The following is a 23,622-nucleotide window of genomic DNA, read 5'->3' as shown; positions in this document are numbered from 1 at the left end:
TAGGGTTGATCATCGTGTAGATTGAAAAAAAGACTGATCAGGAGAATTTCTTCATCCTGATCAGTCTTTTCACAATAACTACTCGCATCGGTCACAGAAAAACTTGACCGATCCCCCATGCTAGCACGCCTGCGAATAACGACGACATAAGGTTCACTCTGTCGTTGTTCAGCCAGGCGAAGCCGCGCACTTGCTCCGCCGCACTGCCGCAATGCGCGGCGCGCTCGATCTCGCTGCCGCATACCCGGCAGCGATACATGGCCTGGCCGGTTGCGCCGAGCAAAGAGTCGGCGAACGCCCCGGCCAGGCCAGCGGCGGCTGCGGCGGCGATATATACCGCCGCCGAGCCGCCAAGCGTACCCGCAGCAGCCTCTGCTGGCTGCGGGGCCGCAAGCAGCAGCGCGGCAACGGCGCCGATGAACACGGCGCCTGCGAGCGCTGCTGCGCTGCCGAGCGGCGTGACACCGCCGCTCGTTCCAGGCGTGACCGGCTTGCCGCTCGTCACCGATCGCGGCGCCGTCTTACTTAAGGCCCCGATCTCCGTGGCCCATGTATCCGCGTTTACAGCAGCCATCACGCCTATGTAAGCGAACAGCCACCCCTCATCAGGCCAGATTGCATGAGCGGCGCATAATAGGAGTCCTACGCCGCCATTTGCCCATACTTGCCCTGCATCACGGCGGCCAGTCTTCGCATATTTGGCTTCGGCAGCTTCCTTCGCTCTATGTTTTCTCTTCCACTTCGACCATACACTTGATGAAACAAAAAAACCGATCAATAACCCAAACCAGACCGGTTCACCTAGTGTTACGAAGCCGGTTCCCATTATGATCGCCGAGCACGCGCCTGAAGCGGACAATGATTTCACATGATAGGCTGCTGCTGCAATAAAGCAACTGCCCACTAAGCCGATAATCAGACGCAACCACCATTCATCTATCCATCCTACCATCTAGCGAGCAACCTCCTGCTTATACACAACCCATACATGCTTGCTATCTTATCCCTTGCACTCTATTTATTATTTTTAATCATTTTTTTCTATTTACTACTTCTAATTCCATGCTTTCAGCCCGCAGCTCATGCCAGCGTTCCGGGTAATTTGTACATATTAATAATTCCGGATCAAGTGCAGCAATTTTACGGATCGCACGTTTCTCATTGATCGTCCAGGCCATAATTTGAATGCCTGCATTTTTCAATAGTTCGACTCGTTCCTTGTTTAGCTTGGAATAGCTGATCGACAAAAAATCTGCTCCAAGCTCTTTTAGCTCTTTAGGCAGCGAATTCCGCCAGCCGTCAATAATAATACCGGTACGAATTTGGCTGCATAGGCGCTTCATTCGGTATAATGTACCTTCATGAAAGGACGTGATGACTACTTCACTTTCCGCTTGATATGCCTGTATACATTCAAGCACCTTCTGCTCGATCAACGGATAACGGATGCCGTCCGTCTTCAGCTCGATGTTAAGCTTGCAGTGTCCGACTGATTCTTTAAGCACCTGAGCAAGGGTCGGAATATGCTCGCCTTGATACTTTTGTGAAAACCAATTGCCCGCATCCAGTGCTGCAAGCTCGTCAGCCGTCTTTTTTTTCACATCGCCTTTTCCATCTGTCGTTCTGCGCAGCGTGTAATCATGAATAACCATCGGTACATGATCCTTTGAAAGATGAACATCAATTTCAATCCATTCAATTAGTGGATCAGCGAGCGCCAACCGTATAGCTGCCATCGTATTTTCCGGCGCGCGGCTAGACCAGCCTCGGTGCGCTACGCACGGATTTTTCATTAAACGATCATCCTCTCACTCGGCTCATTGTTCAGGTGCAATGCGTCCATCCTCATTCAGCTTTACGCCAAAGGAGACCGATGTTAGCCGATCGAGTAACGCTTTTGCTTTTTCTCCCTCTAATGGAGTAGGCTGCGCATTAACTGTAAACATCGGATGAAACGTCATCTCACAATCCCCGTTTTTAGTGCATAAAGCGTCAAGAACACCGGTCTCGCCCGCTGTCTCCTTGGGATATGAGCTAAAAATAAAGTTTCCTAAACTGTATGCAATCCATTTTCCTTTATACATTTCGAAGCCTTGCAGCACATGCGGGTGGCTTCCGATCACCAGATCTGCTCCCGCATCGATATATTGTTTGCCAAAATCCTTTTGATACGGCTCGGGCTGATCCACTCGTTCCTTGCCCCAGTGCACCATCACGACAACGATATCTGCTTCTTTCTTTGCTTTCGCAATCGCTTCCGTCGCACGCCGAGTATCATAGGTTTCAGCTAATCCTGCTGTATTTTTATCCGCTTTCCATGAAGAAAACGGAACCACTTTGCTCAGTCCGATGTAAGCTACCTTAATGCCCCGAACCTCTTTGATCACCGGAGTGAACGCCTCGGTATCATTATTGCCCGCCCCCATATGCGATAGGCCTGCTTCATCCAAATATTTCATCGTGTCGAGCATACCTTCAACGCCTTGGTCAAGCGCATGGTTGTTGGCTAAGCTCAAAACATCAAAGCCTGCATTACGTATCGATGGAAGAACATCAGGCGAACCTTTAAACACATATGGCGTTCCGGTTACCGGAGTACCACGCTTCGTTACTGGAAATTCCAAATTGCCAGCCGTCAGATCCGGTTCGCTTAAGTAAAGCATGGCAGGTTGATAGAGATACTCATAGCCTTCACGGGCAGTGATGGCGCTCACATAATCAGCAACGAGTAAATCCCCTACAAAGGAAAGGCTGACTCTCTCTTCCTCGCTGCCGGCTCCGTTAGGATCCGTTATAGCAGAAGTATCTTCCTCTTCATTCGGTAGATTGGATTCTGTGTCATTTCCAGACAAATCGACGTCTTCTGTTAAATCCGGCTCGTTTTCTGACCCTTTATCACCTGTGTTAACCGTTTGATTTTGTCCTTTATTCCAATCACCTGCGAAGCTTAACAAACCTTTTAGCTTATCTGAATTTTCAGCCGCAAGCCAGGCACCTAATACGATTATAATGATGCCTAGCAGCGACAAATTAACGAAAATGAGTCTTCGAAGCCTCTTTTTACGTTTAGACCTATCCTGCTGATGCGTTTCAGAACGTGATATGTGCATGGAAGATGGCTCCTCTTTAATAGAATCAAAGTCTATGAATAGCTAGACTCTTCCATTATAGCAATGATCCACCTTCGCGGGGAGAACTATTATTACGAGCTTACTTTAATAGTTCTTGAGCAGCTTCCTTGCCCTGTCTTATGCAGTCCGGAAGACCTACTCCATCGAACGCTGCACCTGTAATCCAAACTCCTGGCAGCTCCTTTTCGAAGCGTTCTCGCAGCTGTTTCATATTCTCAACATGACCCACCGGATATTGCGGCATGGAGCGCGGCAACCTCGTAATTTCAACAAACAAAGGCTCTGCTTTTATGCCCATTGTTTCTTCAATATCTCGCCGCACAGCCTTAATAAGCTCAGCATCCGGAAGCCTAACGCTTTCTTCATCACCCGACCGTCCGACATAGCAGCGTAGCAGCACCTTGTCATTCGGACTCGAATGCAGCCATTTATTTGATGTCCATGTGCAAGCAGTAATTTGCAATCCTTCTGAGCGAGGCACTACAAATCCCGATCCGTCAAAATCGAGCCCAAACGTCGCTTTATCAAATGCCAGTACGACGTTCGCTACCGATACATAATTAATAGCGCGCAGCTCATTAACTTCTGTCAAAGGCGCAAGCAGCTCTGCCGCGTTATATGCAGGTGCCGTCATCACGATTTGATCCGCCCACAGCGTCTCGCCGCTATCAAGGACAACCTCATAACGAGCTCCCTCTGACGCATTCGAAACAGCTTGATCGCTGCTTAATGCTAGATCCGCACATCGTTTAATTTCCACAACCTTTGTACTGAGTCGTCGCTGCACTTTGCTCAAAGCTTTATCTAGTGCGTTAACTAGCGAAGACAAACCACCCTTGAACGTCAAAAAAGTTCCACCCTTTGCGACGGCTGGAAGCGCTCCTGCAGCAGCACTCACTTTACGGTTATGCTGCATGCCGCGAATAAGGCTGCCATGCTTGCGCTCTGACGCGGCAAACTGCGGAAACGTAGCTTGCAGACTTWACTTTTTCAGATCACCTGCATAAATACCTGCAAGCAGCGGCTCTGCGATGCGCCGCATCACTTGATTGCCCACTCGCCGTTCCAAAAAACCGCCAAGCGACTCATCGCTTTGCTCCTTGCGAACAGGAAGCACCAAATCCATCAGCGCCCGCAGCTTGCCGCCCCATGACAATAAGCCTGTTTTCACGAACGGCCCAATTTCAGTCGGTACCCCAAGCACGAGTCCCGCAGGCATCGGAAACAGCTTTCTTTGATGCAAAATATATGTTTTTTTCGCTCCTGGATTCGTTGTCGTAAGCTCGTCCGCTATGCCAAGCTCCTCCGCCAAATCAATGATGGCAAGCTTGCGAGCCAAAAAAGAATCCGGCCCTTTCTCGATGACGAACCCGTCACGCTGCAGCGTATTAATTTTTCCGCCTAAGGCAGGAGCCCCATCTACGATGGTTATCTCCAGCTCCCTGCCTTGCCGCTCCGCTTCCCGCTGCAAATAAAAAGCGGAGCTCAGTCCGCTGATCCCTCCGCCAATAATGACAATTCGATCAGGTTTTCCGATTCTCCGCATCTCATTCATTCCTTCCCTTGGCTGTCCAAAGCCTCGATGACCGATTCTGCCAATGTTTCCATATATAAAGGATCACGATTCAGCATCGCAATTCTATCCAAAGTCATATTCAGCTCTTTCGCAGCAGCTTGTGCTTCAATATCAAGATCGTACAACACTTCCAAATGATCTGATACGAAACCGACTGGTGCAACAAGTACCGCTTTTACGCCCTCTTCAGCGAGCACTGGCAATGTTTCCAAAATATCAGGGCCAAGCCAAGGATCTCTTGTTCGTCCTGCGCTTTGCCAAGTAAACTGCCAATCCTTCACGTTAGCTGCTTTCGCAACCGCTGCGGATGTTTCAAGCAGCTGCTGCTCATAAGGATCACCAAGCTCACGAATTTTTTCAGGCAAGCTATGCGCGCTAAAAAGCACCTTCACACGCTCTTCACCATCTGTAGCAGCATCCAAGCGTTCTAATCCAGCTACAACGCGATCCGTAAGCGCCTCAAGCAATTTCGGATGCATATGGTATTGCTTTACGAAAGTCATCGCGATACCTAGCTCTTTCGCCTTTTCTTCCGCACGCTTAATATAACTGCCCACGCTCATCGTTGAAAAATGTGGCGCAAGCACGATTCCTACCGCTTGTGTGATGCCGTCCTTCGCCATTTGCTCAACACCGTCTTCAATATACGGTTTTGCGTGCTTCAAGCCCTGGTAGCATGTGAATTTGTTAGGAGCCAGCTGCTCTAGTTTGTCCTGCAAGCCGGCAACCTGACCGTTCGTATTTTCACGCAGTGGGAAAACCCCGCCAACAATCGCTTCATAACGACCTTTAAGCTCAGCAAGCAGCTCAGGCGTTGGTGCATTGCCGCGGCGAATATGCGTGTAATACGTTTCAACATCATCCATCGATTCCGGCGTTCCGTAGGACATTACAAGTACGCCTATTTGTTTCGCTTTATGCTCAGACATGACTAGTCTCCTTATGGCTGCGTGCAGCGATTGCCTTTTTAGAATACGATTGTACGAATGCAGTTAACTGAGCCAGCTTCTCAAGTGATGCTTCAGGGAACAAACCATGACCAAGGTTGAAAATAAATCCTGGCTCCTCTATTCCGCTATCAATGATCTCTTTCGCATACGACTCAATCACGCTAATTGGCGCAGTCAGAATTGTAGGATCTAGATTGCCTTGCACGGCAAAGCCATGATCCAGTCTCCGACGGCCTTCTGCAATCGAAACCCGCCAGTCGAGACCGATGACATCTGTTTTGACATTTAATAGTTCCGGAAGCAGCTCTCCTGAGCTTACGCCTGGGAAGTAAATTTTCGGCTGCGGCAAGTCTGACAATTCTGCAAAAATACGCTCAATCGTCGGCAAGACGAATTTCCGGAAATCCGCTGGCGTCAAAGCGCCTACCCAGCTGTCGAACAATTGAAAGGCTTTACCGCCTGCCGCGATATGCGCGCGCAAATAAGTGATGACCATGTCGCCAAGCTTACGCATCAATTCATGCCATAGCTCCGGCTCGCTGTACATCATTTCTTTCGTACGCAAATAGTTTTTGGATGGTCTTCCTTCAATTAAATAGCTGGCAATGGTGAATGGCGCACCAGCGAACGTAATTAACGGCACTTCCAGCTCACGGTCTAGTATCCGAATCGTCTCGATGACATGGCCTAGATCRCCTTCCACATCAATCGGCTTCAAGCGCTCAACATCAGCAGCCGAACGAATCGGGTTCGCAATTACGGGCCCAATATTAGCTACGATATCAAAATCAATTCCGATAGATGCTACTGGATTCATAATATCAGAATACAAAATAGCTGCATCGACGCCCAGCTTACGAACCGGCATCATCGTTACTTCAGCCGCAAGCTCCGACTGTTTGCATATTTCAAGCAAAGAATACTTCTCTTTTATTTTGCGATACTCAGGATCATATCGTCCCGCTTGTCGCATGTACCATACAGGTAATTGATCTACTTGTTCCTTCCGGCAAGCCCGTATGAAACGGTCGTTATAAGACATTCCCGTTCCCCATTTCTATGTATTTTCCTATGCTTCCATTATGCCCTTTTTCCGCAAACCTAACAACCGCCGACACTCCACTTCCTATGACAATAGTATGACAATCAGCAGCAGGTTGCATGAAGGATGTATGAATGTTCAAATAAAAAAAGCACGAGAGACTTGGAAATCAACACCAAATCGTACTCGCGCTTTTATTTATTCGTGATTAGCAGCAGCATTATTCAGCTGCTTTTGGCAAAATCGGATTATCAAGCATAAACGCATACGAGGGATCAAAAAAGGCTGTAATTGAAATTTCCGCAGAAATGGATCCGCTAATCGCCATTGAATATCGGATATTATCAACGATGACCAAACGTGGCAGCTTCTGAACCTCAACAAGCCAGCTCCGTATCTGTTCATAACTGCCTTGTATGACTAACTGCGTCTTCAACTCTTTTACACTTGGATACATCGGTTCTTTACTTCCAATTAAAGTGTTCAATTGGTTCGTTTCCGATACACTAAATGAAACACTGCTCAGCTTTGTTTGTGTACTCAGTCCGATCTCCTTCAAACTGATAATCATTTGCTCCGTATTGTCCCAAAGCGGCAAAGTTGCTTGAATCTCTTGCTCGGGCAATTTCCCTTTTTCCTTTTTGTTGCTAAGTGCTTTGGTCAGCAGCTCGGTCGTTTTTTGCAGCTGAGCAACCTGATCTTTTTTGTCCCCAAGCTTCTTATAAGCCGGTTGAAGCATCGTCACATAGCTTACTAGCAAAATGAGAAACATCAGCATGATCGCGAGGATGATGAGCGAATGGTTTTTGTTGTTATCCATTAGCAGCAACTCCTCCTTCTTCTGTCGTTCCCGTAGTTTCTTGTGTTTCGCTTTCCAGTTGACCCTTCCATTTCATCTCGAAGTGGGCGATTTGCTGTGTTTCTGTCCCTGTAAAGCCTTGAAGCAGCGCTCCGCCTGAAAAAGGCAGCGTTCTTAAAACATTTAAATAATCAGCAACATCCTTCATATCAACAAATTTCACGATAAGCGCTATGGAGCCCGGCTTGCTGTACTCCATCGTTTGAATAGCAGCGAGCGCTGGCAAATGGTCTTGCAATTGATCAAGGACAACAACGGCATCTTGTCTATGCTCTCGAATGCTCTTAATAACTGACTCTGGATCAACATCGAGCTGACTTTGCTTATTTAGATTAGCGAGCTCTTGTTCTAATAGAGCATTGCTTTGCGTCAGAGCGTCAGCTGCTTTCGTTTGCTTTTGCAAACTTGAGCTAGCCCCTGCATACAAGGACACAATAACGATTAGGCATGCAAACCATAGGACACCTGCAACGACAAGCTGAGCAGAAAATTGCTTCTTGTTAATGATTCTCTCTGGAAGAAGATTTATAGCCTTATCTTTGTTTTCTCTAATCGCAAGTCCAAAAGCCATGCGGTATTCGTCCGCTTCATTGCCTTTCATCTGAGGAGATGAGGAAGCAAAGCTTTGGCTTTCCACCAGCATGTCAGGCTGCAGCAAGCTGAACTCACTAACGAGCTGCTCTTTTCCTATTACATTGCCTGTTACAAGAGTATGGGTTATTTTCGATTGGCCCTCGTGAATACTATATTGATAAAAGTTTAATAGTCTCGAAATTTCCGCATTGATGCTAGCTATTAATTCCGGAGCAAGTCCCGTCTCTTTGATCGCTAGCTGCTCATATTCATTCATGACTCGCATAAATACGGGCTGGCTATTATGGAACATATAAATTTCAATATTCGAATCATCCAAATTAATCAGCATCGTGCTCTCAAGCTTTGTATCATTTTTCTCTTTAATAGCCCGTGCTAGAGCAGTAGAAGCTAATTCAGCATACTTTACCTTTAGACCCGCACTCTCTAATAGTGCCACGCACTGCTGAATCCATTTGAGCGGCGACACATAAACGAGCACTTCACTTCTATCATTTGCTGAAGATATGATCACATAGTCGTATACTGGTTTTTCAAATGGCAAATGAAGGGCTGTTTCGATTTCAAGCTCGATCAGCTGCTTTAATTCCTTTGCATTTGACGATTCAATAATAAGCTTACGAATAATTACTTGAGAAGTCGGTATCGATACAGTAACAAATGCCCCTGTTAACTTTTCAGCTTTTACCCAGTGCTTAAGCTGATTACGAAGCTCCTCAACCGCTGTAAATTGATCCTCTACTATCAATCCTGCTGCAAAAGGCAAAAAGCCGCTTTTTTCGATTTCCCAGCCCTTTTTCTTCTTCGCTTTCACATATCGAACACCTGTATGATCGATTGTCAAACCTATTCGGTTCAATCCCGTAATCATTAATCATCACATCCTGCTACTCAAATATCGATAAGTAAAACGAAATCCAATCCTCGCTATAGGCAAAGGCTAATAATGCGCCAAACACAAGAAAAGGGCCAAAAGGTATAGGCTGTTTTCTCTGCACGATACGCAGCAGCAAGAGAGCCCCACCTACGAGAGTTCCTGCTAAACAAGCAATCATAAAAGCTGGAATTAAATTTTTAAATCCAATAATCCAACCGAGCATCATAATCAGCTTCACATCGCCCATTCCCATCCCGCCGCGAGTCACAATTACGACCAGTAGCAGAACACCCCCGCCAAGCAGAGCTCCCCACACATGAATCCAAAAGGAGTCCAGCGGATAAATAAGACGAAGGATGATAAACAGCGGCGCAAAAGCAAGTAAAATTCGGTTCGGAATAAGCATATATTTCAAATCAGAAACGGTGATGATTACTCCCATACTGACGAGCAATAAACCAATTACCATTTCCCACGAAATTCCAAAAGTTAGGTATATCCATAAAAACAAAAGACCTGTCKCTAGCTCTCCTAGCGGATAAACAACAGATATCCGAACACTGCATTGTCTGCATTTCGCTCTGGCAAACAGCCAGCTTAATACCGGAATAAGATCTCTAGCTTTCAAGCGGTTCCCGCAATTCGGGCACTGCGAAGGCGGATTTACAATGGATTGTTTCATTGGGACTCGAAGTCCTACTACATTAAAGAAAGAGCCAAAGATGAGGCCGAGGATGAAAAGGTAGGTGGAAAATAATAAGTTCATTTTATAAGGCCACTTTCTTTATCAAAATAAGTGATTCGAAAGTGGATCATCCCATCTTTCGAATCACCGACTATAAAGCTTCTTACTTTGACATTAATTCAGCTTTTGTATATTTTTCTACAACAACTGGTGTCGCATCAGCTCCAGTAGCCAGTACTAAGTACTCCCCAGTTTCTTTACTCACATCAATCTTAGTTCCTTTAGGGTTTAGAGCCTCTTTAGTGCTAGGCAAATATATTGGACTTTCTAAATATTTTGCTGTTTGAAGCTCTTCTAATGTTATATTTCCTATTGTTCCATTAGTAGATGTTGCATGTAACCGTGCAGCGTCATAAATTTGGCGGGCAGTTGCTAAATTGGAATCTGTTTTACTTTTACTAATAATATTCCCAATCAAAGGAACCGCGATTACCGCGATAACAGCCAAAATAACGATTACTGCCAAGAGCTCGATTAGCGTAAAACCTTTCTCTTCCTTCTTAAAACGTTTCAATAACATTTGCATTTGTAATTCCTCCTGAATATAGATTATTTATGAATAGCAGCAGATAGATGAGCGGACTCATCGCATCCTGTGCTTACCCAACAGTAGAATATAAGCTAAACATCGGCAGCATGATCGCCATAACGATCAAACCAACAACGCCAGCCAGAAATACAATTAATAGCGGCTCTATTAACGACTTAAGACGGTCAACTGTGTTGTCAACGTCCATTTCATAGAAATCAGCTACTTTCGAGAGCATCTGATCGAGCGCCCCCGTTTCCTCCCCGACAGCTATCATTTGCGTAACGAGCGGCGGAAACACCCAAGATTTTTTGAGCGGATCGGATAAAGGACTACCCTGTCTTAGCGAGTCACCTGATTTGCGGATTACTTCTCCGATTACCTTATTGCCAACGACTTGCTCTACGATAGCCAGAGACTGCAATACCGGCACGGAACTCGCATACAGGGAAGAAAGTGTCCTAGTCATTTGAGCGATAGCGCCCTTCTGGAGCAGCTTGCCGAAAATCGGAATCTTCAGCTTCGCATAATCAATAAAGTAACTTCCTCGCTCCGAGCGTATCGCAAATTGATAGGCAGTGAGGATAGCTACTAGAGCCAGCACCCATATATACCACTGATTAGATATACTATCGCTTAATGACAATACGACTTTCGTAATCATCGGCAATTCTGCGTCAAATGAAGCAAACATCGTGACGAATTGCGGCACAACACCTTGAAGCAAGTAAACGACCGCCGCGAGAGACATTATGCCAACTACAATCGGATAGGTCATCGCCGATTTGATCTTTTCCTTCGTCGTATGTGCTTTTTCGAAAAATACAGCAAGACGATCCAGCGTACCCTCTAAATCTCCCGTTTCCTCGCCTGCGCGAACCATGCTGATGAACATAGGCGGGAAAATCCGCTTATGCTCCTGCGCTGCTTGCGAGAACGAAACCCCTCTTAGCAAGGACGAGTTCACATCAACTAAAGCCTTTTTCAGTGGTTTGCTCTCCGTCTGCTCAGACAAAATGGCGGTTGACTCGACGAGTGTAACACCTGCACGAATGAGCGTTGCAAACTGTCTGCAAAAAATAATGAAATGAATCCCTTTTACTGGATTCCCAATATACAGCTCGGTCGATAAGACCGTATATCGAACCTCTTGAACCGACAATACCTTTAAGCCTCGTTTGCGAAGCTCCTCTACTGCAGTAGCTTTATCCATGCTCGAGAGCTTGCCTTTGATCAGCCGTCCGGTGTTTGCTTTGACTTGATAGTTATATTGCGGCATTAGAGTCCTCCCTCCACCAAATAAGATTTGGCTACTAGCGGATCAATCATGCCCTTTTGCAGTAATTCCTTAATCGACATATCGAGAGTATGCATCCCTAACGCTCGACTCGTCTGCATCACGCTTCTAATTTGATGAACCTTCTCTGTACGAATTAAGTTTGCTACTGCCGGAGTATTGACTAGAATTTCTGTCGCAGCAATTCTGCCTTGACCGTTTATTCGAGGAAACAAACGTTGAGATATGACTGTCACTAGAACCGCAGCTAGCTGTGCTCTAATTTGCGCCTGCTGATGACCTGGAAAAGCATCGATAATACGATCAATCGTCTGAGGCGCATCCGTTGTATGTAATGTAGCCAGTACGAGGTGGCCTGTCTCTGCAGCCGTTACCGCAGCAGCAATCGTCTCCAAATCTCGCATTTCCCCTACCAAAATCACATCTGGATCTTGCCTAAGCGCAGCACGCAAGCCATTTGAGAAACTTCTTGTGTCACTGCCTACCTCGCGCTGATCAATGATCGACCCTTCGCTCTTATGTACGTACTCAATCGGATCTTCCAGCGTAATAATATGTTTCCTCTGAGTACGATTGATATAACCTAAAAATGCAGCTAACGTTGACGATTTCCCACTCCCAGTCGGGCCCGTCACAAGAATTAACCCTTGTGGTTTATTGGCAAGAGGCGCAATCATCTGCGGAAGCTGGAGCAACTCCAATGTAGGAATTTGCGTCGGTATTAATCTTGCCGCAATACTTACATTGCCCTGCTGCCGATAAATATTAATCCGGTAACGGGAATAGCCCGTCATGCTGTAGGAGAAATCAATCTCACCGTGATCCTGAAAATATTGCATTTGCTGCTCATAAAGCATCGAACCCGCCATTTCCATCGCTTCCTCTGAGTTAACAGGCTCGACTCCACTTGCTTTTAAACCGCCGTTTACCCGAAATGTTGGGGCAGAGCCAACCGAGATATGAAGATCGGATGCTTTCTGCTCATGGGCTTGCCTAAGCAGATCCATTATTTTCTCTTTTGCAGACATGTTACCACCCTCCGCCTAATGTGCTACCGTCTCGCGCAGCACTTCCTGCAGCGTCGTAATCCCACGTGTTACTTTTTCCAAGCCGTCGTCCATCAATTGAATCATGCCTTGCCCTGCTGCCGCTTCACGCAATTGTTGAACGGATGCCCCTTCGTTAATAAGCTCGCGCAGCTCATCATTCACAAACAATACCTCGTGAATAGCAACTCGACCGCGATATCCAGTATTGTTGCAGCTTCCACAGCCTTTGCCCTTTATAAGCATCTCTATCTCAATTGAACGACTTCTCAAAAATATTCGTTCCTGGTCGGTCACGGCATGCGACTGCTTGCAGTCCGCACAAACGCGTCGGACAAGCCTTTGCGCAACAACGCCTACGAGAGAGGAAGCAATCAAATAGGGTTCAACGCCCATATCTCTAAAACGGGTAATCGTACTAACCGAATCATTCGTATGTAAAGTCGACAATACCAAATGCCCTGTCAACGATGCACGGATCGCAATTTCTGCCGTTTCGCTGTCTCGAATTTCACCCACCATAACGACGTTCGGATCTTGCCGCAAAATAGATCGCAGTCCTGCTGCAAATGTCAGCCCGATATTCGGACTCACATGCACCTGATTGATGCCTTCCAGCTGATACTCAACAGGATCTTCAATCGTAATAATATTCGTATCTTCCTGATTCAAATGCTGAAGTCCAGAATATAAAGTAGTTGTTTTACCGCTGCCTGTAGGGCCAGTTATAAGCAAAATCCCGTATGGCTTGTCGATCATTTCTTTAAATAAGGTGAAGTTATGCTCGTTGAAGCCCAGCTGGTCAATCGCCTTCACACCAGTACTTAAATCGAGAATCCGCAATACAATTTTTTCACCGTGAATTGTAGGAAGTGAGGATACGCGAATATCGACATTTTTAAAATCAACCTGCATCTTAATGCGTCCGTCTTGTGGCAGTCTGCGTTCCGCAATATTGAGCTTTGCCATAATTTTGAGCCTGGCTGTGATAAAGCCTTGCATTTGCTTCGGAACCGTCTTCTCCGTTCTAAGCACACCATCCACCCGATAACGAATCGATATTTGCATCTCGCCTGGGTCCACATGAATATCCGATGCCCTTAGTTGAACAGCTTGCTGAATCATCTGATTCACAAGGCGAACGACGGGCGAATCTTCATCCATCACTTCTATTTCTTGAATATCATCTGAAGAAGAAAGATCGACCAGCATCTGATTCATGGAATCTTGAAGACCGTAATGACGAGCAATAGCTCTTTGTAGTTCATCTCTGCTTGAAATGGCTGGTTCGATACGGAAGCCCGTGCTCATTCGTAATTCTTCTATTGCAAAATAATCAAGCGGATCGGCCATCGCGACCATTAGCCTTCCGCCTTCTTTTTGAATCGGAATAGCTTGGTAACGTCTTGCCATGCTCTCTGGAATAATCTGAGCGATTGCCGGATCTATTTGAAATTTGTATAAACTCACATGTGGGATACCAAGTTGGAACTCTAAAACCTCTATTAGTTGCTGTTCGGTAATATAACCTTGTGTAATGAGCAAGTCACCCAGCTTTTGTTTGGTCTTACTCTGCTCACGCAACGCTTCCTGCAGCTGCTCCTCAGAAATCAGCAAGCTCTCAACAAGCAAATCTCCTAGTCTTTTTTTGATTGCCGCCACAGCTTCAACCCCTATCTCTATCCCTATTCCAATGCAAATAAATAGTTTTATATAATTGGTTCCATATACCTACTTAACATTGAATCCTATCTTTAAATCTACAATATTCGCTCTCTTATATGTATTTCGCTTGTTTATCTTGCAACAACTAGCGTTGTCGCTTACACTGATTATATCCTACATATGGCAAATTACAACAGTTTTCATTGCAATTTTTAGGTAATAAGACTCATTTGATTTTAGTTTATAAGGAGGAAAGGATCATGAATCTATCATTTCTGAGGAAAAGAGTTTCAATCGTTTGCATTATTACGATACTAGCTATGACTTTTACATACATCGGGGTTAAGCCTTACTTAGTTAAAGCAGCAGTGCCTAGCACTACGATTACATTGAGTAATAATTCGAAGTTTGTTTCCGTGAAGAATGATTCAATTAGCGTAAACACAAACCAATATTTCTTAGACGAGTTGTTTGAGCTTGAGGATCATGGCAATGATCTCGTGTCTATCAAATCCAAAGGCACCAACAAATATCTTTCCTATTCCACATCATCCTCTAATGTAAATAAACTTACAGTTTTAACAAAAACGAATCCTTCAGATAGTGAAAAATTCGTGAAGCAAGCGGTTTCTGAAGGAATTGTTCGATTTAAAACGAAAAATACAATTAATTCCTCGCAAAAATACTTGGAAGTAAATTCAAACACTTTAGTTGCTAAAAACGATACAGAAAATGATTCTCAAAAATTCAATCTTTCTATTAAAAGGCTTCGTCCTACTGTTAACGTATTGGAAATTACCGAATCAGGATCTTCTGATCTGACTGCTGCGGTCGGTACAACTAACCTAATTACGATAAAAACGTTAAGCATGAAACAATTTGTTGCTTCACGCGAACAGCTAGATGGGAACTATGACGCGATATATATTGGCAAGGGTAGTTATAGTATCACACTCCCTACTCAAAGCTCTACGTCAAGTGCGCATAATACTGCTAGCAAGCAAAATGATATTACTCAATTAAAAGCAACAGAGATTATTAAAAACTTCGTTGACAAAGGACTCCCAGTTATTCTCTATAGCGATTCTACAGACAGAAGCAAAAAAGGATTACTGCACCAGGCTGATTTAGGAAGTGGCAATAACATAAAAGAAGCTCTTTTGAAAAAAAACTTCGCCATCTACAACCAAGCAGGAAAGACTAAAAGCAATGTAATTTTTGTGAACAATAATGACATTTCTAGCCAAACTAATTTTGTATCGAAAATCAATCTTCTTGATAATGGGAATATCCGACCGTTACTCACCCTAACCGAGAAGCCTGATGGCTACACATCAACTTCGACAAAAAAGTATTCTCCTGATGAGATCATCACATTTAAGTACGCAGTCGATAACCTTGGCGATGTCGCTTCTAAAAACATTAATTTAAACTTATATATTGGAACTGACAGTTCTCTGCCGTTTGGTGCTGAACAATTTGTTACTTCTCAAACGGTTACAGAGAAAAGCGGTACGCTTACGTATAAGCTTCCACCCGGATACTCTGGTCTTCAGTATTGGAGACTCGAGCTATCAGAATTCGGCAGTCCTTTAAAAGATATTCAAACTGGGGTATACCGCTTCCAAGATGAGAAAATTAATATTAAAGTACTTCAAGTATTGCCGAACAAAAACACAAACGACAGCAATCTAAACAATAATTTACAATCAAAAGATTTAATAACTAATGATTATGGCATTACGATCGATACGACCTCAATAACTAATTTTAATAATAGCGGGTACAACACATTAAACGGAAAATATGACATGCTCATATTCGGATTTGTCGATGAGTACAACAACTTTGCACCAATCGGTAATAACGCAACAGCTGCTGTACAGCAGTTCATAAGTACAGGTCAGAGCGTTATGTTTACGCATGATACTATYTTTGTGAATAATAATAGCGAAAGTCAAAACTGGCTCAATAAATTCCAAACGACAACTGGACAAATTGCCCCACGTACAGACATGGGACTCGGAAATCCACTACAAGCTACATCAACAGAAAAAGTAAATGAAGGACTATTAACGCAATACCCTTTTTTATTAAACGAATCCACACAGGTCGCTACGACGCACAACCAGTATTTCACTCTTGATTTAGAGGACGCTACTGTTATCCCTTGGTACAATATGATCGGTGGTGTCCGTACTTCCGGTGACAGCTGGAATCATTATTACACGTATTCAAAAGGCAATGTGACCTATTCAGGTTCAGGTCATACAAATAAAGGCTTCCCAGCGTGGGAACAAAAGTTGTTTATCAATACCATGTATAGAGCATTTATGGGATCTAATCATGCTCCTCAACTGACTGTCTACAGTCCAATTGAGTATAATCAAGTCGACAATAACTTTATCCCCTCCTATCAGGATCTTCTGATTAACTACAAGGCTGAGGATTTCGACTTGAACGATCGAGAACTAACAACATCAATAAATCTGATATACAACGGAAAATCTTATCCATTAACAACTAACGAAAAGATTCTTTCAGGATCAACCGTGAATAAGACCGTTACTAATCCTCTTCCAAACGGCGGAGATTTGAAAGTCCAAATTATCGCAAGCGATGCTAAAGGTGCTGAAGTTGTTAAATTCATAAATGTAAAGGTTGTTAAAGTCTCCTCCAACCTTGAACTGAATCGCACCGTTTCCAGTAATGTCGATCAGGAGACCGTTGGAAAGGATACAGCAGCAACCTTCACCTATACGCTGACACCTAAACCAATAAACAGAAACGAAGCGCTTGCCGCTGATCGAATGATCATTACATCGTTGAAATTTAAAGAAACGTTTCCTGCTAATTTAGAGATAGGAGCACTTCCGCCTGATTTTAATAAGATCGGTACTTTGGCTACAGGCTACACAGTCACTGGAACAATTAAAGATATCAAATATACGCTTTCTGGAAACACATACACAGCTAATCCGTTTACTTTCAATATTCCGGTTACACCGAAAAAAGACGGGTCTTATCCATTACTTGATGCCGTATTAGATTTTAAAGATATTGGTGAGCAGGCATCCAAAAAGCTGCAATTCCCACATTATGTATTAAAAGCAATTACTAAAATCAAGACGGTGACTGTAAATAATAAAACGATTTTAGTAGGTGACAGACTGCCTTTGATCCCCGTATTTACGCCTGAAGAACCTACTAATAAACAACTGATTTGGACGTCTGATCGTCCTACTGTTGTTTCCATCGATAGCAGTACTGGCATTATTACAGGCATCACATCAGGTACCGCAAACATAACTGTGTCAACAACTGATGGCAGTAAAATTACAACAAGCGCAGTCGTTACCGTTATTAGCCCAGGGCTTAATATTACAGGCCCTGAAAATGTCGCCGTCAATGAATCCATTATTCTGGAATCAAAACTATTTACAGCAGATTATGAGAATATCACATCCTATAACTGGAAAGTCACATCAAACACTGGAAATATAAGCTTAAGCAACACCAGCGGCAGCTCAACGAATGTACAGGGATTATCAGCTGGGGATGCAACCATTACCCTAAAGGTGACTACTGATCAGACAGATCCTGTAACGAACAAAAAAAGAGAATATACCGCGACAAAGACAATATCGGTATACAAGAAGCTAATAAGTATCGATTTAGCTGATGCAACGCTTTTACTTAACGAAACAAAGCAAATGACACCTGTGTTTAATCCAGTCGATGCAAAAAACAAAGCGGTCACCTGGTCATCGAGCGATACCTCTATTGTAACTGTCGGAAGTGACGGTAAAATTACAGGGGTTGGCATTGGAGCAGCAACGATTACAGTTACAGCTTCGGATGGCAGTGGGATATCCAAAAATGCATTAGTAACCGTGACATTACCGAACCCAGTCATTAGTGGACCAAGTAATATTCCATTAGGTACGAGCATTGCATTATCGGCTATCATTCCTGCTTCTGGCAATGACCCGATTAAAAAAGCAGTTTGGAGTGTTACAGAAGGAAATGCGAATGGTATTTTGGATTCACAAACACAAACTTCTGCAACACTTAAAGGCATAAAAGCTGGCAATGTAGAAGTTAAACTAACGGTGACGACGAACACAGGGCGTACTTACGTTTCTAACAAGCTAACCATTGAAGTAAACCAAGTTAAATTGAAATTATCGAACACTAAAACAGTTACTCCTGGAACAGAGTTGGATTTGTGGAATGAACTCGGTTCAGATCCCACTTATGGTAAAACAAACATTAAGGATTCGCTAGTTTGGAGTAGCAGCGATTCTTCAATCGTTAGCGTTAGTTCTGACGGTAAAATAAAGGCCCTTAAGCCTGGTTCAGCAACGATTACAGCAGTCTACTCACATGATCCAAAGGTCAATGCTCAAATTACTATTATCGTTACCTATCCGCCTTCTCCGACAGACGGAACAGACAGATACTAACGGTCAAAGCCGCCAAGCAGCAATAGCTTGGCGGCTTTTTTTCTTTTCATCATCATGACGCAAAAAATAGCCTTCAGAGTATAGGACTGCGTATTCTGAAGGCTTTCGCATCTTTATTAATCTCCTAATTGCTTACTTCCAACCATTACACTTATTTGCTTGACGCGAGGCAAACCTGAGTACTGGTCTTCAAAGATCTTATTATTGTATTCCACAATAAATCTAGAGTCCAGCTTGCCTACACTGCTATCTTGCAATGGAAAGTCTATACCTGATTCATCTGATTTTTCTTTCACATTCCCTAAAACAGCATTAATGGTTAGGTCGCCTTTTGCAAAAAAACCGCCGTTCAACCAAAACGTTGAACCTACCCCGTAGAGCTCCGCTTTGCCTTCTGTATAAAAGAAAGCATCTAGTCTATTTTTTTTAATGCCTTCCCCTTCATATTTCCCATAATTCGTGAAGGCATCAAATCGATTTAGCAAAATGTTTTTCTTTGAAATGAGTACCAGCTGCTTCGTTGTCCCGTCCGTTTGATCTCCTTTTAGTTCAGCATCCTCAATCGTTGTCTCATTAGAACTTGAGCCTGCTCCTAAACAAAAAATCGTGCTGTCCACCTTAATCTTTTTACCTTTAATCGACACGTTGCCCGTTACAAGTATATTAGCTTTAAGATCTAAGTAATCAGAACTAAGATTAACAATCGTCAAATCACCATTTACGATAAACCATTTCCCTGAATTTCTTGCATCTTCTGAATAGGTGAGTTTTTTAAAATCTACCCCGTTTAAAGTCAGATTCCCTTGATGTATGATGGATTCCGATAAAACCGAATTGAATACATTTATGTATTCCTCATATTTAATGATCTCAGCCTCGTATCTAGCTACATCAAGCGGGTCATCCTGATTTGGAAGCGTCGGTTGCGTCACAATTGCAACTTTTTTCAATCCCATATTACTGAGTTCATCTATAAAAGGATTCATATTATTTGCATTAAATACCGTTTTCAGCTTTTCTCGAACGCCAATACTGTTGCTGGTTGCTTCAATTGCTTTGTCAATAAATGACTCATCAATATTAATGGATCTGAATTTGCCATTATCCTTAAGATGAATATTTTCATATTTAATACCGAGAACTCTTTGAAGTTCACTCTCATCATTTGTCGATAAGCTTTTATAAACGACCGGCTGAGCTTTATCAGTGCTTTCAAAATATTTGATGGCATGAAATGAAGGCACAAATAGATTTCCATCTAGCCTTGGATATTGAGTAAGCTGCCGATCTCCCAGTGATTTATACCTATATTCTGCTCGGTTGGAAATCTTCAACTCATGCCCTGCATAGACGTTACCCATTGCATACGGTGAGCCGTTAATAATAACATCCTGTTCCGAACCATAGGCATACTGCAGAAATTCTGGATAGGAATCAATCAAGACATGCTGAACCATTTTTCGTTTAACTCCATTTACAACAGCTTCAGAGGTAAGCTTAAGCTTGTAACTTTGAAGGTTGCTTCCACTTTCCACCTTAATATCAGTTATCTCTGCATTAGCCCCATCCAACTCAGTACTCGTAAGCTTCGCTTTAAAATTATCCAAATTCTGAATTTGAGTCATATATTTCTGTAATTCCTCAGAGCTAATATCCTCTCGTCCATCATATTCGGAAATCAGATAAGACACGGCTTGATTAAGAGACTTTTCTGCTAGATGAAGGCTTTGAACATCGTTCTCGCGCGTCTCTGTTCGAGTTGCTCCGCCTAAACTAGCACCTAAAATGGCTGTCCCTAATATCGTAAATAAAAGAATCATAAAAATAACGAGCAATAACGCATAGCCGCGTTCATTTCGAATCATGGCATATCTCCTAGAAGCCAAATTTACTTTCCAATGCTAATTGCTGTGTTTTTCCAGCGTGGGTTTGATTAAGCACAAGCTTTATCTCAATAAGTCCTGTACTGCATGCCCCAGGCTTCTCACAAATGAGTTTGATAGTAGACGCTGGAGCAATCGTTGACTTTATTTTGAGATCGCGGTTTCCTACCATTATTTCGCCATTATCGATCTTGATCATCTTCACTTCGGTGGGATCGTTTTTGGACAATTCAATACCATACCCCGTTGACCCTATTAAATCTGGCGCAAAAGTATACAACTCGTTAATAACGGAGGACATAACTAAATCTCCCTCATCACGCAAGGAGTTTTCAATCTCGATCTTGTTATAAGTGCCAATTCCGAAGACGAGAACGGAATATATGATTCCTCCAAATATCGAAAGCAAAGCCATTGATGCGATGAGTTCAATTAATGAAATTCCTTCTTCATTTCGTAGCTTACTAACGTATTTTCTCATTTGTTATGTAGCCCTCCACCCTTGTTACCTCACGAGCATTGTTGCTGCCCCCAATAGGCTCTACAAGAACGTTAATCGGGATTAAATAATTCGCTGTTTTTCCTTGAAGCGAAAGATCGGTCATAATGTCTTTCTGATATTCAATCGATATTTGATATGCAACACCGTTAATCGTTGGGTGAAGAACCTCAAATAATATATCCCCATTCGAAACCAGCTTTTTCACTTCTTCAGAGCAGCTTGTCGCCCCGCATGAAATCTCTGTTTTGCCATCCACAACAAAGTATTTTTTGATCGGATCAAATTCTTGCTTCTCCATATAAAACAAAGCATTCCGTGCTAGATTCACCATAACTGTCTTATTCTGATTCCCTTTCGCATAAGTGAGTGCATTCGTGAAAAATGCTGTCATTGCTAGAGCAACGATGGATAGTATTGTAAATGCAGCCAGCACTTCAATTAGTGAAAAGCCCGCTTGTCCTTCTGCTTTCTTATAAAATCTCATTTGTGATTCCTCACCCGCTTCTTCATAGCCACCATCGACATAATTAATTCCTTTTTCTTCTAATCTCAGTTTACTATAGCTAGGTATATTTTTCTATGACAAAAGAACAAGTTTCGACATTAATATGTAATTTTAATAAGTCATTAGAACCATTTTTGTTACCTTGATCACATATGTTATAATTTTCTTATGGAACAATGGAAAAAAAATCTGATCGTGTTGTGGTTCGGACAGTTTCTCGTTATGGCTGGGATGACGATGATCATTCCGTTCCTGTCCCTCTATTTGCAATTTGATTTAGGTTTAACCGATAAGCATGAGATCGGCGTGTGGGCTGGGCTTATTTTTGCGGGCAACTTTGTGACGTCATTTATTTTTCAACCTATATGGGGAAAGATGGCTGACAGGTACGGTCGCAAAATGATGCTTCTCCGCTCTGGTTTCGGTATGTCCATCGTTATGGTATTGATGGGGTTTGCCACAACTCCATGGCACTTGCTGCTGCTTCGAATGGTGAATGGGACAATATCCGGCTTCAACCCTGCATCTATCGCATTAATTTCAGCAACAACGCCAAAAAATAAGATGGGCTTCGCGATGGGTACGATTCAATCAGGAGGCATTGCCGGAACGATACTTGGCCCATTTATTGGCGGCTTGCTCGCGGATTCTATTGGCTTTAGGCCGATCTTCTACCTGACAGGAGCTTTGCTGTTCGCAGCCTCGCTGCTTGCTCTATTTGTTGTAAAAGAACCGTTTGACCGCATGAAAGCAGCTGCTCGCGTGCAAGCCTCCGTCATCGAAGGTTTTCGGAAATTAAGCGGCATTCCTCAGCTTACTGCGTTATTTGCCGTCACTTTTCTCATTCAATTCGCTATGATGAGCCCCATGACGCTTATTCCGCTTTATGTTCAGGAGCTTCACGGGACAACGGCCAACCTTGCTTTCTTGGCAGGCTTCGTCGGATCAGTCACCGGTCTCTCCAATCTCGTGTCCTCGCCGCTGCTCGGTAAGCTTAGTGACCGAATCGGCGCAGAACGTGTACTTGGCGTAGCGCTTGTTGGTTCGTCGCTCGCCTTTATCCCACAAGCGATGGCAGGCACCGTATGGCAATTGCTCATTGCCCGCTTTTTTCTTGGCATCTTTCTCGGGGGGCTTATCCCAGCCGTAAACTCCCTTATTCGAAAATACACACCTGACGGCATGGAGAGCCGTTCCTACAGCTTCAACACCAGCACAATGAGTCTAGGCAACATGATTGGCCCGATCACGGGTGGTGCCCTCTCCGGTTGGATCGGCATTAAAGGTTTATTTCTTTTATCTGCGGTCATGCTCATGATTAACGCTGGATGGGTATGGCAGTCGCTGCTTCGCAAGCGGCCACAGCCAAAAGAGCCGGTCAAGGACGGCTGATCGATTACATGGTGACAGCAAAGGGTCATGAAGGAGAATGTAAATTCCTTCATGACCCTTTTTTAGATTAATGTTGTACCCTCGTTGTACATGCACATAGGTTCTTAATGAGTTCAAACGATACGACACATGCGACATCTACGTATGAGCACACATATGCGCTTAAAGATTACTCCCAACACGCCAGATAGAAACTGTAAGAACACATAGGTTCTTACAGCTCACAAATTGACGCTGCTTTTACCCGATAAGCACACATATGCGCTTACAGCCTACTTCGAGCACTCCCAACACGCTAGATAGAAGCTGTAAGAACTCATAGATTCTTACAGCTCACAAATCAACGTTACTCCTACCCCATAAGCACACATATGCTCTTAAAACCTATATAGCCCCCTAATCCATTTGGACACACCCACTCCTTTCAGCTACACTAAATTTATGGTGGGGGAATGACCAGTGAGAAGACGATTTAGATGCCCGGTTGAAGCGAAAAAGGAGCTTGTTGTAGAAGTGTTAGCTGGTTACCGTACGGAGGTTGTAGCCAGAAAACATGGTATGTC

18 protein-coding genes are annotated in these 23,622 nt (G+C 43.8%); 2 read left to right on the top strand and 16 right to left on the bottom strand.

Translation table 11 applies throughout. The annotated features are described in order from the left end of the window. Nucleotides 1–91 precede the first annotated feature (91 nt). The 13 genes from AC1DPK_RS26965 to AC1DPK_RS26905 form a co-directional block, all read right to left on the bottom strand. Entirely contained in the window at nucleotides 92–952 is an 861-nt protein-coding gene (locus AC1DPK_RS26965) for a DUF92 domain-containing protein (RefSeq protein WP_477512219.1), read from the bottom strand. 79 nt (nucleotides 953–1,031) lie between these two features. Then, nucleotides 1,032–1,793 (bottom strand): glycerophosphodiester phosphodiesterase, encoded by a 762-nt coding sequence (locus tag AC1DPK_RS26960; protein ID WP_441881016.1) that lies wholly within the window; start codon nucleotides 1,791–1,793, stop codon nucleotides 1,032–1,034. 24 nt (nucleotides 1,794–1,817) lie between these two features. Continuing rightward, entirely contained in the window at nucleotides 1,818–3,110 is a 1,293-nt protein-coding gene (locus AC1DPK_RS26955) for a CapA family protein (protein WP_477512218.1), read from the bottom strand. Between the two features lie 100 nt (nucleotides 3,111–3,210). After that, on the bottom strand, nucleotides 3,211–4,677 hold the full coding sequence (gene hemG, locus AC1DPK_RS26950; RefSeq protein WP_477512217.1) for a protoporphyrinogen oxidase: 1,467 nt from the start codon (nucleotides 4,675–4,677) through the stop codon (nucleotides 3,211–3,213). Between the two features lie 5 nt (nucleotides 4,678–4,682). After that, a complete protein-coding gene (gene hemH, locus AC1DPK_RS26945) occupies nucleotides 4,683–5,636 on the bottom strand; it encodes a ferrochelatase (protein WP_430054089.1) in 954 nt (317 codons plus the stop codon). Next, nucleotides 5,629–6,699 carry a uroporphyrinogen decarboxylase gene (gene hemE, locus AC1DPK_RS26940; RefSeq protein ID WP_477512216.1) on the bottom strand — a complete coding sequence of 357 codons (1,071 nt, stop codon included), beginning with the start codon at nucleotides 6,697–6,699 and terminating at the stop codon, nucleotides 5,629–5,631. Before hemE ends, hemH begins: the two co-directional genes overlap by 8 nt. A gap of 220 nt (nucleotides 6,700–6,919) precedes the next feature. Next, the gene (locus tag AC1DPK_RS26935; protein WP_477512215.1) at nucleotides 6,920–7,519 is read right to left on the bottom strand and encodes a hypothetical protein; all 600 of its coding nucleotides are present in this window, start codon (nucleotides 7,517–7,519) and stop codon (nucleotides 6,920–6,922) included. Beyond that, nucleotides 7,512–9,023, bottom strand: a complete 1,512-nt coding sequence (pilM, locus tag AC1DPK_RS26930; RefSeq protein ID WP_477512214.1) for a pilus assembly protein PilM — start codon at nucleotides 9,021–9,023, stop codon at nucleotides 7,512–7,514. Before pilM ends, AC1DPK_RS26935 begins: the two co-directional genes overlap by 8 nt. 16 nt (nucleotides 9,024–9,039) lie before the next feature. Then, complete coding sequence (locus AC1DPK_RS26925; protein WP_477512213.1) at nucleotides 9,040–9,795, bottom strand: prepilin peptidase; 756 nt, start codon at nucleotides 9,793–9,795, stop codon at nucleotides 9,040–9,042. Between the two features lie 82 nt (nucleotides 9,796–9,877). Then, on the bottom strand, nucleotides 9,878–10,300 hold the full coding sequence (locus AC1DPK_RS26920; protein WP_477512212.1) for a type II secretion system protein: 423 nt from the start codon (nucleotides 10,298–10,300) through the stop codon (nucleotides 9,878–9,880). 73 nt (nucleotides 10,301–10,373) lie between these two features. Beyond that, on the bottom strand, nucleotides 10,374–11,582 hold the full coding sequence (locus AC1DPK_RS26915; protein WP_477512211.1) for a type II secretion system F family protein: 1,209 nt from the start codon (nucleotides 11,580–11,582) through the stop codon (nucleotides 10,374–10,376). After that, nucleotides 11,582–12,628 carry a type IV pilus twitching motility protein PilT gene (locus AC1DPK_RS26910; RefSeq protein WP_477512210.1) on the bottom strand — a complete coding sequence of 349 codons (1,047 nt, stop codon included), beginning with the start codon at nucleotides 12,626–12,628 and terminating at the stop codon, nucleotides 11,582–11,584. The genes AC1DPK_RS26915 and AC1DPK_RS26910 overlap by 1 nt, the downstream gene beginning before the upstream one ends. A 15-nt stretch (nucleotides 12,629–12,643) precedes the next feature. Further along, a complete protein-coding gene (locus AC1DPK_RS26905; protein ID WP_477512209.1) occupies nucleotides 12,644–14,308 on the bottom strand; it encodes a GspE/PulE family protein in 1,665 nt (554 codons plus the stop codon). 263 nt (nucleotides 14,309–14,571) lie between these two features. On the opposite strand from AC1DPK_RS26905, the gene AC1DPK_RS26900 reads away from it, so the two are divergent. After that, nucleotides 14,572–18,777, top strand: coding sequence for an Ig-like domain-containing protein (locus AC1DPK_RS26900; protein WP_477512208.1), 4,206 nt, complete (start codon nucleotides 14,572–14,574; stop codon nucleotides 18,775–18,777). A 116-nt stretch (nucleotides 18,778–18,893) separates the two neighbouring features. On the opposite strand, the gene AC1DPK_RS26895 is transcribed toward AC1DPK_RS26900, so the two are convergent. The 3 genes from AC1DPK_RS26895 to AC1DPK_RS26885 are packed head-to-tail and all read right to left on the bottom strand — an operon-like array spanning nucleotide 18,894 to nucleotide 21,646. Further along, nucleotides 18,894–20,642: a hypothetical protein gene (locus AC1DPK_RS26895; RefSeq protein WP_477512207.1), complete on the bottom strand. Its 1,749-nt coding sequence runs from the start codon at nucleotides 20,640–20,642 to the stop codon at nucleotides 18,894–18,896. A gap of 10 nt (nucleotides 20,643–20,652) precedes the next feature. Next, nucleotides 20,653–21,141 carry a PilW family protein gene (locus AC1DPK_RS26890; protein WP_430054113.1) on the bottom strand — a complete coding sequence of 163 codons (489 nt, stop codon included), beginning with the start codon at nucleotides 21,139–21,141 and terminating at the stop codon, nucleotides 20,653–20,655. Beyond that, the gene (locus tag AC1DPK_RS26885) at nucleotides 21,125–21,646 is read right to left on the bottom strand and encodes a type IV pilus modification PilV family protein (RefSeq protein WP_430054114.1); all 522 of its coding nucleotides are present in this window, start codon (nucleotides 21,644–21,646) and stop codon (nucleotides 21,125–21,127) included. Before AC1DPK_RS26885 ends, AC1DPK_RS26890 begins: the two co-directional genes overlap by 17 nt. A 189-nt stretch (nucleotides 21,647–21,835) precedes the next feature. On the opposite strand from AC1DPK_RS26885, the gene AC1DPK_RS26880 reads away from it, so the two are divergent. Next, a complete protein-coding gene (locus tag AC1DPK_RS26880; protein WP_076266798.1) occupies nucleotides 21,836–23,059 on the top strand; it encodes an MFS transporter in 1,224 nt (407 codons plus the stop codon). Nucleotides 23,060–23,622: the final 563 nt, after the last annotated feature.

It is taken from the genome of Paenibacillus sp. 01T424 (assembly GCF_056398745.1).
The sequence above is the reverse complement of the archived record's forward strand: the minus strand, read 5'-3'. Positions and strand labels throughout refer to the sequence as shown.

What these genes read in the sequence shown, in the direction of transcription:
- hemH (WP_430054089.1), bottom strand. Translation starts at nt 5,636, where the DNA reads ATGTCTGAGCATAAAGCGAAACAAATAGGCGTACTTGTAATGTCCTAC.
- AC1DPK_RS26885 (WP_430054114.1), bottom strand. Translation starts at nt 21,646, where the DNA reads ATGAGATTTTATAAGAAAGCAGAAGGACAAGCGGGCTTTTCACTAATT.
- AC1DPK_RS26955 (WP_477512218.1), bottom strand. Translation starts at nt 3,110, where the DNA reads ATGCACATATCACGTTCTGAAACGCATCAGCAGGATAGGTCTAAACGT.
- AC1DPK_RS26965 (WP_477512219.1), bottom strand. Translation starts at nt 952, where the DNA reads ATGGTAGGATGGATAGATGAATGGTGGTTGCGTCTGATTATCGGCTTA.
- pilM (WP_477512214.1), bottom strand. Translation starts at nt 9,023, where the DNA reads ATGATTACGGGATTGAACCGAATAGGTTTGACAATCGATCATACAGGT.
- AC1DPK_RS26910 (WP_477512210.1), bottom strand. Translation starts at nt 12,628, where the DNA reads ATGTCTGCAAAAGAGAAAATAATGGATCTGCTTAGGCAAGCCCATGAG.
- AC1DPK_RS26890 (WP_430054113.1), bottom strand. Translation starts at nt 21,141, where the DNA reads ATGAGAAAATACGTTAGTAAGCTACGAAATGAAGAAGGAATTTCATTA.
- AC1DPK_RS26935 (WP_477512215.1), bottom strand. Translation starts at nt 7,519, where the DNA reads ATGGATAACAACAAAAACCATTCGCTCATCATCCTCGCGATCATGCTG.
- AC1DPK_RS26880 (WP_076266798.1), top strand. Translation starts at nt 21,836, where the DNA reads ATGGAACAATGGAAAAAAAATCTGATCGTGTTGTGGTTCGGACAGTTT.
- AC1DPK_RS26915 (WP_477512211.1), bottom strand. Translation starts at nt 11,582, where the DNA reads ATGCCGCAATATAACTATCAAGTCAAAGCAAACACCGGACGGCTGATC.
- AC1DPK_RS26895 (WP_477512207.1), bottom strand. Translation starts at nt 20,642, where the DNA reads ATGATTCGAAATGAACGCGGCTATGCGTTATTGCTCGTTATTTTTATG.
- AC1DPK_RS26920 (WP_477512212.1), bottom strand. Translation starts at nt 10,300, where the DNA reads ATGCAAATGTTATTGAAACGTTTTAAGAAGGAAGAGAAAGGTTTTACG.
- AC1DPK_RS26960 (WP_441881016.1), bottom strand. Translation starts at nt 1,793, where the DNA reads ATGAAAAATCCGTGCGTAGCGCACCGAGGCTGGTCTAGCCGCGCGCCG.